9 protein-coding genes are annotated in these 9,527 nt (G+C 65.0%); 6 read left to right on the forward strand and 3 right to left on the reverse strand.

Annotation, left to right across the window (positions count from 1 at the left end; genetic code table 11):
* Positions 1-158 precede the first annotated feature (158 nt).
* From Q7T09_RS18580 to Q7T09_RS18595, 4 genes are all read left to right on the forward strand, one after another.
* Complete coding sequence (locus Q7T09_RS18580; protein WP_370689287.1) at positions 159-809, forward strand: hemolysin III family protein; 651 nt, start codon at positions 159-161, stop codon at positions 807-809.
* A 133-nt stretch (positions 810-942) separates the two neighbouring features.
* Positions 943-2,679, forward strand: coding sequence for an amidohydrolase family protein (locus tag Q7T09_RS18585; RefSeq protein WP_304701690.1), 1,737 nt, complete (start codon positions 943-945; stop codon positions 2,677-2,679).
* A gap of 88 nt (positions 2,680-2,767) precedes the next feature.
* The gene (locus Q7T09_RS18590) at positions 2,768-3,790 is read left to right on the forward strand and encodes a sterol desaturase family protein (protein WP_304701691.1); all 1,023 of its coding nucleotides are present in this window, start codon (positions 2,768-2,770) and stop codon (positions 3,788-3,790) included.
* A gap of 148 nt (positions 3,791-3,938) precedes the next feature.
* A complete protein-coding gene (locus Q7T09_RS18595) occupies positions 3,939-4,625 on the forward strand; it encodes a methyltransferase domain-containing protein (RefSeq protein WP_304701692.1) in 687 nt (228 codons plus the stop codon).
* 12 nt (positions 4,626-4,637) lie between these two features.
* Here the strand turns inward: Q7T09_RS18595 and Q7T09_RS18600 are convergent, their stop codons facing one another.
* Positions 4,638-5,399, reverse strand: a complete 762-nt coding sequence (locus tag Q7T09_RS18600; protein ID WP_304701693.1) for a hypothetical protein — start codon at positions 5,397-5,399, stop codon at positions 4,638-4,640.
* A 183-nt stretch (positions 5,400-5,582) separates the two neighbouring features.
* Between Q7T09_RS18600 and Q7T09_RS18605 the strand changes: the two genes are divergently transcribed.
* Positions 5,583-7,055 (forward strand): glycosyltransferase, encoded by a 1,473-nt coding sequence (locus tag Q7T09_RS18605; RefSeq protein WP_304701694.1) that lies wholly within the window; start codon positions 5,583-5,585, stop codon positions 7,053-7,055.
* Between the two features lie 354 nt (positions 7,056-7,409).
* Positions 7,410-8,123, forward strand: a complete 714-nt coding sequence (locus Q7T09_RS18610; RefSeq protein ID WP_304701695.1) for an HNH endonuclease — start codon at positions 7,410-7,412, stop codon at positions 8,121-8,123.
* Between the two features lie 152 nt (positions 8,124-8,275).
* Here Q7T09_RS18610 and Q7T09_RS18615 read toward each other — a convergent pair whose 3' ends face one another.
* Positions 8,276-9,193 (reverse strand): ImmA/IrrE family metallo-endopeptidase, encoded by a 918-nt coding sequence (locus Q7T09_RS18615; RefSeq protein WP_304701696.1) that lies wholly within the window; start codon positions 9,191-9,193, stop codon positions 8,276-8,278.
* Positions 9,177-9,512 carry a helix-turn-helix domain-containing protein gene (locus Q7T09_RS18620; protein ID WP_304701697.1) on the reverse strand — a complete coding sequence of 112 codons (336 nt, stop codon included), beginning with the start codon at positions 9,510-9,512 and terminating at the stop codon, positions 9,177-9,179. The genes Q7T09_RS18615 and Q7T09_RS18620 overlap by 17 nt, the downstream gene beginning before the upstream one ends.
* Positions 9,513-9,527: the final 15 nt, after the last annotated feature.

Raw genomic sequence — 9,527 nt, forward strand, 5'->3', positions numbered from 1 at the left:
CCTTGGCTCGCGGACCGAGGCTATCGAGATTCCTGACCTTACGTAAAACCAGGCTCCGCGGATGCTCTTGCCCCGCGCGTCGGCAAAGAGAATTGTCGTGCCCGGCGCCGACGGATTCAGTCATGCGCCCGCCACAAGCTGGCGCTATGGTGCCTTTCATGTTCCCGCCGAGACACTACCCCACGCCCGCCGCCAAGTGCGCCGATCTGGTCGTGCACGTCGCCGGCCTGACCTTCGCCCTCATCGGGGGCGGCGTCCTGCTGGGACTCTCGGTGAAGATCGGCACCCTGGGCCAGGTGGCCGCGGTGGGGGTCTACAGCCTGGCGATGGTGGCCATGCTGGCCCTGTCCACGGCCTACAACTTCGCCAAGCCCGCCTGGCGGCCCCTGCTGCGCCGCTTCGATCACGCCGGCATCTTCCTGATGATCGCCGGCTCCTACACCCCCTTCACCACCCAGAACCTGACCGGCGCCTGGTCCATCGCCATGACCACGGCGGTCTGGAGCCTGGCGGCGCTGGGCATCTTCGGAAAACTGTTCCTGCCGGGCCTGGGCCGCCGCTTCTGGGTCGGGCTCTACCTGGCCTTGGGCTGGCTGGTGCTGGTGGCCATCAAGCCGATGGTGGAGGGCCTGTCCTGGGTGGCCCTGCTGCTGCTGGCCCTGGGCGGCGCCATCTATTCCACCGGCGCGGTCTTCTATCTGCTGGAGCGTCTGAAGTTCCGCCGCGCCATCTGGCACGGCCATGTGGTGGGCGGCGCGGTCCTGCAGTACGTCGCGGTGCTGATGGGCGTGGTCCTGGCTCAGCACTGAAACCTGCGAGCATGGTAGCCTGACGCCGGGTCATGCTGTTCGGGCGCGCATCTTGGGTCCATGCTCTCCGAAGTTGGGTCCGCAGGCGCGACCGTGAATGACGTCTGCGTGGAACCTCGACGGAGGGCGGACGATGCATGATCTGGTGATCCGTAACGGGCGCGTGGTGGATGGCGCCGAGACCCCGGCCTTCACGGCCGACATCGCCATCGACAACGGCAAGATCACGGCCATTGGAAAGATCACCCGGGCGGGGCGGCGCGAGATCGACGCCGCGGGCCTGATCGTCACCCCCGGCTGGGTCGACATCCACACCCACTATGACGGCCAGGTGACCTGGGACCCCTATCTGGCGCCGTCGAGCTGGCACGGGGTCACCACGGCGGTGATGGGCAATTGCGGGGTCGGCTTCGCCCCGGTCCGTCCCGACCGCCACGCCTGGCTGATCGAGCTGATGGAGGGTGTCGAGGACATTCCCGGCGCGGCCCTCTCCGAAGGCATCAAGTGGACCTGGGAGACCTTCCCGCAATATCTCGACAGCCTGGAGGGCCAGCCCCGGGTGATCGATGTGGCCACCCAGGTGCCGCACGGCGCGGTGCGGGCCTATGTGATGGGTGACCGCGGCGCGCGCAACGAGCCCGCCACCGCCGCCGACATCGCCGAGATGTCGCGCATCGTCGGCGAGGGCGTGGCGGCCGGCGCGCTCGGCTTCTCCACCTCGCGGACCATGCTGCACCTGGCCAAGGACGGCGAGCCGGTGCCGGGCACCTTCGCCGCCGAGGACGAACTGCTGGGCATCGGCCGGGCCATGGGGCAGGCCGGCCACGGGGTCTTCGAGATGGCCTCGGACATGGCGCCAGCCGAGGACGAGTTCAACTGGATGCGGTCCCTGTCGGCCGAGACGGGCGTGCCAGTTACTTATGGCTTGCTACAATCCCCGGTGAAGGCTGACGGCTGGCGCCGGCTGCTGAAGCTGACGGAGGAGGCGCGGGCGCAGGGCGCCCAGATCACCGCCCAGATCGCCTGCCGCCCCACCGGCATGGTGCTGGGCTGGCAGAGCACGGTGCATCCCTTCATCGGCCGCGACACATACCGCAAGCTGGCGGCCCTGCCCTTCGCCGAGCGGATCGTGCAGTTGCGCGATCCCGCCGTCCGCGCCCAGATCCTGGCCGAGCCGTCGCGGCCCATGGGCGCCATCGGCATGATCCTGACCCAGGGTTTCGACCGGATGTTCCGCCTGGAGCACGCCAGCGGCCTGGACTACGAGCCCCGCGCCGAGGACTCCATCGCCGCCCTGGCCAAGACCACCGGCCAGGCGCCCGACGCCATCGTCTACGACATGCTCATGGAGAAGGACGGCCGCGGCTACATCTACCTGCCGCTGCTGAACTATGCCGAGTTCAACTTCGACCATATCCACGAGATGATGAACCACCCCAACACGGTGCTCAGCCTGTCGGACGGCGGGGCCCACTGCGGGGTGATCTGCGACGCCAGCTTCCCCACCTACATGCTCACCCACTGGGTCCGCGACCGCTCGCGCGGCGAACGCCTGTCGCTGGAGAAGGTGGTCTCCATGCAGACTCGCGACACCGCACGGCTCTACGGCCTGAATGACCGCGGCACGCTGGCGCCCGGCATGAAGGCCGACCTCAACCTCATCGACTTCGAGAAGCTGGCGATCCTGGCGCCGGAGATGGCCTTCGACCTGCCCGCCGAGGGCCGCCGCCTGATCCAGCGCGCCCTGGGCTATGTCGCCACCATCGTCGGCGGCGTGGTCACCTTCGAGAACGGCGAGGCCACCGGCGAAATGCCCGGCAAGCTGATCCGCGGCCCGCAACACGAACCCATGGCCCAGGCGGCGGAGTAGGCGAGGCGCACTGCGCCCCCACCCCGTTAACGGCCATTCAACGCCGCTTCGCTCTATTGGGCCGCCCGCCCGACTGGAGTGATGACCAATGGCGCTTGCCGAGACCTCATTGACGCTGGAGGGCGACCGCCGCGCCATCATGGGGCGCGCCGCCATCGTCCTTGGCCTCCTGGTCTATGCCGCCTTGCTGGGCGGGGCCTGGTGGGCGGTCGTCAACCTGCTCCCCGACCAGATCACCCTGCAGGCCTTCGGCAAGTCCAAGACGGTCAGCGACCTCCACAACCGCATCGTCACCGGCATCGGCCTGGTGGCCGCCATCCTGCCCACCGCGCTCTGGATCGAGTGCCTGGCGGTGGGCTGGGAGCGCTGCTCAACCCGCCGCCTGATCCTTGGCCCCACCCCGTCGATGCGCACCGACCTAACGGTCCTGGTGCTGGGCCAGGGCCATGTGCTGGAACTGGCGGGCAAGGTGATGATGCTGGGCGCCTCGATGATCTCGGGCATCGCCATCCGCGACTGGATCCAGGCCCGGACCGGCTTCGCGGTCGATCCCAGCGGCCTGCCGCTGGCGCTTCAGGTGCCGATCTACTTCTACGTCTACACCTTCTTCGACTACTGGACCCACCGGCTGGACCACAGCCGGTTCTTCTGGCCCCTGCACCGCTATCACCACTCCGCGGAGGACTTCTGCGTCGTCACCTCGGCGCGGCAGCATCCGGCCGCCTTCAGCGCCATCTTTGTGATCAACCTGCCCCTGGCGATCCTGGGGGCGACTCCGGCGGTGATGATCTTCGTCAGCGTGGTGGTGACCACGGTGGGCTTCCTGATCCACTCGCAACTGCAGTCAGACTGGGGTTGGGTCGGCCGCTGGGTGATCCAGTCGCCCCTGCACCACCGGCTGCACCACAAGCTCGACATGACCCACCCCACCGGCCACTTCGCCATGGCCCCGATCTGGGACCGCCTGTTCGGCACCTGGTACGGCGGGGCGGAGCCCAACCTGGTGATCGGCGTCAGCCAGCCCTATCGCCACGGCTTCTGGATCGTCCCCGACCTGCTGCGCGACTACTGGCATTTCTGGTCGGGTTTCGTCGTGCGGCGCAGCGAGTAGCTCGCCGGCCGCCTAGGTCGGCCTGCGCCAGACGGATGGAGCGCCGCTTTCCTGGCCGGCCGCATCATAGCATGCTAGCGCAAGTTCTATCCTCGGCCCGGCGCGGTCCGGATCGGCGCGTCGTTCGACCAGGAGATTTGTAGGACCGATGGTTCACAGAACGGCGATCAGCAACGCCAAGCGATTCTACGACGCCTATGTCGCGCGGCTGGGGGATGTGTCCATCGTCGAGATTGGATCCCAGGACGTCAACGGTGGAATTCGAGCGTCCCTGGGCCCGAACAACCGCTACACCGGGGTCGACTTCGTGGCGGCGCGCGGCGTCGATGTGGTGCTGGAGGACCCGTACAAGCTGCCGTTTCCGGACGCCAGCACGGACGTGGTGGTCTCAAGCTCCTGCTACGAGCACTCCGAATTCTTCTGGCTGAGCTTCCTCGAGGTGATCCGCATCCTGCGGCCGGGCGGTCTATTCTACCTTAACGCGCCGTCGAATGGTCCGGTGCATGGCTATCCGGTCGACTGCTGGCGCTTCTATCCCGACAGCGGGCGCGCGCTCGCGCGCTGGGCGGTCCATCAAGGCTACGACGTGGTGCTGTTGGAATCCTATACGTCCGAACAGGAAGAGGGCTATTTCAACGATTTCGTGGCGGTCTTCTTGAAGGATAGCACCCAGGTCGAGAAACACCCCAACCGCATCTTGACCACATTTAAGGCTATGGGGAACGGCTACGTCTATGGAAACGCCGATGTCCTGAACAAGCAGCAGGTCACCGAGGATCAGAGAGCGTTGCAGGCGCTGCAACGCTATCTGCAGAACCGCCTGAAGCCCGTCTGAAACGCTGTACGATCAGACTTTGAAGTAGCGCGACATCTCGAAATCCTTGAGGATTTCGAGCCCGTTCAACGGCTTATTCGCAGCCCAATATGCCTCGAACTCCGGCGCGTCCATGACCACCTCGTGGTAGCGGTCGACGATCTCGAAATAGCGGTCTTCGAGCACGGTGGATGTCGGATCGAGATTGGAGATGCCCATGCTGCCAGTCGGCCGGACATCAACCGGCACGACCCGCAAATCGGGCCGGTACTCGCGCAGGATGCTGACCACTTTCCAGACGTCACCGGTCCACCACTCGGCGATCTCGCGGTCGACGCGGGCTGTGGGGTTGTGGAGACGCTCGGTCATCTCGATGTTGATCGGAAGACAGTCGTCGAGTAGCACGAGCGAGTTTCGCCCGCAGTGCTTTTCAGTGTTGATGAAATCGCGCAACAGATACTCGAACTGATGCAGACCATCGAGAAACGCCACGTCCACAGCTGCGCCAAAGATCCGCGTGGGATCGTGCTCAGCGAAGAATTCGTCGCTGGTCATCTGGAACAGGTGAAGGGCGCGCTTCTTGCCCATCGGGTTGCGGTCGAAGATGAAGTTCGGATCGATCCCTATGGCAGGGCACTCGACCCCGGCCAGGCAGAGGCCCGCGCGCACGCCCACTTCCATATAGTTGCGGGCGTTCCGCTTGCGGAGCAGCTCGTGGATATAGGCGATGTAGGTTGGCCCAATAAGGGATTTGCGCTTAGGCGTCGGCGGACTGCTGCTGATCTCTTCGCTCATGATCCTTGCTGCTCGATTTCCTCGTCCGTTGATGGGATCCCATACCATACCCGGGAGATGTTCGAGCGTACTTCCAGGCTCTAACGGTAGGGCGATCAAGTGTGGCGCGCCGTTGCCCGACCCCGCCAAAGTCTTCTAGACTTCCACGGCGCGGCAAGGGGCGCCGTCCGCCCTGGGGTGTCCATGTTCTTTCAGCTGCTCGCCGGTCGCACGCCGCTGACCGTCCGGCGGCTGGCCTTTGTGGGACCCGGCCGCGAGGGCTTTGCGGACGACTACCTGGCCCGCAACCCACAGGCGACCTTCGCCGGGCCAGGCGAATCCGTCGAGGTCCTGGTCCTGGCCGATCTTGACGCGACGCCCCCGCGGGACGTCCTCTCCGCCGCCGAGGCGATCGAAACGGGCGGCTATCTGGTGGCGGCCTCGCGATCCGGTCCTCACGTGGCGGCGGTGCTGGCGGCCCTGGGGGATGGCTTCCGGATCGCCAAGCTGCAGGTCCTGGTCCCCGGCGACGATCACTTCAACGACCTCGCCCCACGCCGCGACCCGGCCAGCATCGACCAGGTCTCCGACCGCGACCTCCTGCTGGTGGTCCAGAAGCGCGGCGCCGGGCCCCCGCCGCCCGAGCCCCTGGTGGTGCAGAGCGCCGCCTTTGCTCCGCGCCTGATGGACATCCGCACCCGCCTGCCGGCCCATGGCCTGCGCGGCGATCCAGAGTTGATCGTGGCCTATGGCGCGGCGCCGGTTCAGCTCCTGCCCCTGCCCCCCGAGACCCCCAAGATCCTGGTGCTGCAACGCCCGGCCCTTCCGTCCGTGGAGACCTGGCGCGCGGCCACCGCCAACAGCATCCGCCGCGGCTGGGTCCCCGTGCTGGAGATCGATGACCATCCGGCCCTGCTGGCCGCCGTCGCCGGGCGCAAGCTGACGCCTGCCGACTGGCTGACCTACGGCTTCCCCCACGCCATCCAGACCTCCACCGAGCGGCTGGCCACGGCGTTTTCCAGGTACAATCCGGTGGTCAAGGTCTTCCCCAACGCCGTGTTCGACCTGCACCCCTTCCCCACCGCGCCGGCCCCGCGGCGGGTCTTCTACGGTGCCCTGTCACGAGGCAGGCTCGCCGCCCGCGTGGCCGCCTCTCTTGGCCCCGTCAGCGAGGAGTATCCCGAGGTCGAGTTTGTGGTGGTGGGCGACCGGGCGGTATTCGAAGCCCTGCCCACCGCCCGGAAGAGCTTCCACGACTACCTGCCCTATAATGCCTATCTCGACCTGATGGCGACCTGCGCGGTCTCCCTCTCGCCGGTAGAGGGACGGCTCTACGAGGACACCAAGAGCGACGCCAAGTTCCTGGACGCCGCGGCCCGCGGCGTGGTGACCCTGGCCTCCCCCACCATCTATGCTGAGACCATCGTCCACGGTCTGACCGGCCTGATCGCTCACCGGTTGACGGATTGGGCGCCCCTGCTGACCGGCGCCCTGCGCGACGAGACCGCCCGCCAGGCCATGGCGCGGCGGGCTTGGGACTATGTCCGCGCCGAACGGATGTTCGCCCACCAAAGCGCCGACCGCCGCGCCTGGTACCGCGAGCTCTGGGATCGGCGGGAAGAGCTGAACGCCGGGGTTATCGCCCGCCTCCCCGGCCTGGCCCAGGCCTTGGCCTGAATCTGTCTCATCGGCAGAGCAAATGAGCGACCCTATCGCTCAAATACATACCTGATTTTCTTGATGTTTGTACCTGTCCGCGCACGTCGGCGAACAGGAAAATGGTGCCCCAGGTCGGACTCGAACCAACACGCCTCTCGGCAACAGATTTTGAGTCTAATCCGAGAACACGTAAGACATTGTATTAATTAGATTATTTTGTTAGTCGGTGGGCTAGTGTGCTAGCTTGTGTGCTAAACACACCGGGGGGTAGGTGCGGAATGGATATCAGATTCCCCTGACGGGCGCATTTGCCGCCACGCTTCTGGCCACAGCGACTTGCCGCGCGACTGGAAAGCCCCAAATTCTGGAGCGATGAGCAAGCGCTTCAAGGGTCTGACCTGCGCCTACTGCGCGACCGAGGGCGCTTCGACCACGGGCGACCACGTCTTCGCCCGCGAGTTCTTCCCCCTGAACAAGCGCAGTAACCTGCCCAAGGTGGCGGCCTGTCAGGCCTGCAACAACGACAAGTCCAAGCTTGAGCACTACCTGACGGCGGTCCTTCCCTTTGGTGGCAGGCACCCGGATGCGAGCCACATGCTCAACAGCATGGTGCCGCCGCGCCTGGCGAAGAATGTGAGGCTCCACAACGCCCTTTCCGAAGGGCAGTCGCGCGCCTGGATCAACCGAGGCGGCGTCATCCTTCCGACTATGACCATCCCCATCGATGCCAATCAATTTCGGCAGCTCTTCACACTGATCATGAAGGGGCTGATGACCCACCATTGGGGGGTACATGTGCCTCCGACCCATAACGCCAGCGCTGGCCTTCTGACCGAAGCGGGCGAGGCACTTCTTGCGCCTATGCTGGCCGGGAATGGCCGGGCCCGTGCCACGGCCTCGATCGGCGGAGGCGCGTTTGAGTACAACGGGCTGCAAGCGTTGGACGACCCACTGCTGAGCATCTGGTGCTTCCGGGCCTATGGGGGAATTACCCTTGGAGGGGACCCGCGCGAGAATGCGGAGGCAACGCCCCGCATCTGGGCGATGACCTCGCGCCAGCCCCTCCTGAATATCTTCGATGAATAGAGAAGGGGCGCGCCAGCAACCCTGCCTCATGGCGAATAGCGGGTGTGCAAGCGGAGCAGCGGCTTCGCGGGGAACCGGCTGCAGGGAGCGTCAGCGACCGAAGCTGGGCGGAAGCCGCTCGAAGTGCGCTGAGGGCGGAGCCCTAAGTGACCCTACATCTGCCGATCAGATCGACGATTCCAATCGCGGTCATCATCCTCGTCGTCGCTGTCTTCCTCGTCGGCGATGAGCAGCGTCATCGCCCATCCGTCTTCCTGAACGAAGACCTGTTCGTAGAGAGCGGAGACGCTCCCCTTGCGATCTAGCCAGGTGTGGGTGGCGACTTCACAAAGATCGGAAATGGAAGACTGGCCCCCACCGGGTCGAAAAGTCGAAGTCAGTGCGGTCGCGGGGATCGGGGCATCACGCCGGAGGCCCAGATACGGAAAGCCGGACTTGGGGATCACGCGCCGAACCAGACCCCGGTGGGATGTAATGATGGCGGCGCTCTCGTCGGAAGCGTTGACGTAGATCTTAGCCATCATCTCCTGGGAGACGTCGAATGTCTCCGCCAGCTGCCGGATGTGGACGATATCGCAGGCGGTGCCAAGCCGGCGGCGTTCCTTTTGAAACTCAGGGACAGGTACGAGAAGCGCTGCGGAGAATTCGTTGGCCTCCACTTCAATGCGCTCAAGTGGCGGCCGGGAATCCCAATTACCGCCTGAACGCTCCCTCCCCATATCGACTATCGCACATTGGAATTTGTCACGGCCGAACCGATGGTTCGGAATGACAAAATGTCCGATCTCATGGCCGATGGTGAAGTTGCGGCGCCCGGAGCGCAGGCCCTTGCGAAGCCCTATCGCGCCGAACCCATCCTGAACGACCAACGTGCCTTCAAAATCGTCCGTGGCGATTTCCTTGATGCCCACGATGCCGACGGCCTTCGCCAAGCTGGCCAAAGGAAGTTGTGTCGGAACCTGATCGAATTGGGCGCGAAGCTGTCGATGGATTTCGAGGGCGAGCTTCATCGGCTGGCCGATATCGGCCAGCTCCATCATATCGATCTCGATCTCAGGTTCCGCGGCCATCTTCGCGCTTTGCGATCATATCGAGAAGTTGTTCGAGCACGTCGAAGTCCTTGTCGCCCATGGCGGCGAACTTCTCACTGTTGCGTCGATAGAACTGGTCGGCTCGGCTGAGATCGCCTTCGGGCTCCTCGATCAAGTACGCGACCGTCGTCCCGAAATGCGAGGCCAGTTTCTGCAGGAGATCCAGCGACGGGTTCTTACTGCGATTGCTTTCAAGTTCCCAGATATGGGCTTTGGATGCGCCGATTGCGTCAGCGACTCCCTGAAGGGACTGGCCCTTCCTGACCCGCATTTCCTTGATCTTGTCTCCTATCGGCATGGACCCTCCCCGGCA

The organism is Phenylobacterium sp., assembly GCF_030645195.1.
In the GTDB taxonomy this organism is placed as follows: domain Bacteria; phylum Pseudomonadota; class Alphaproteobacteria; order Caulobacterales; family Caulobacteraceae; genus Phenylobacterium.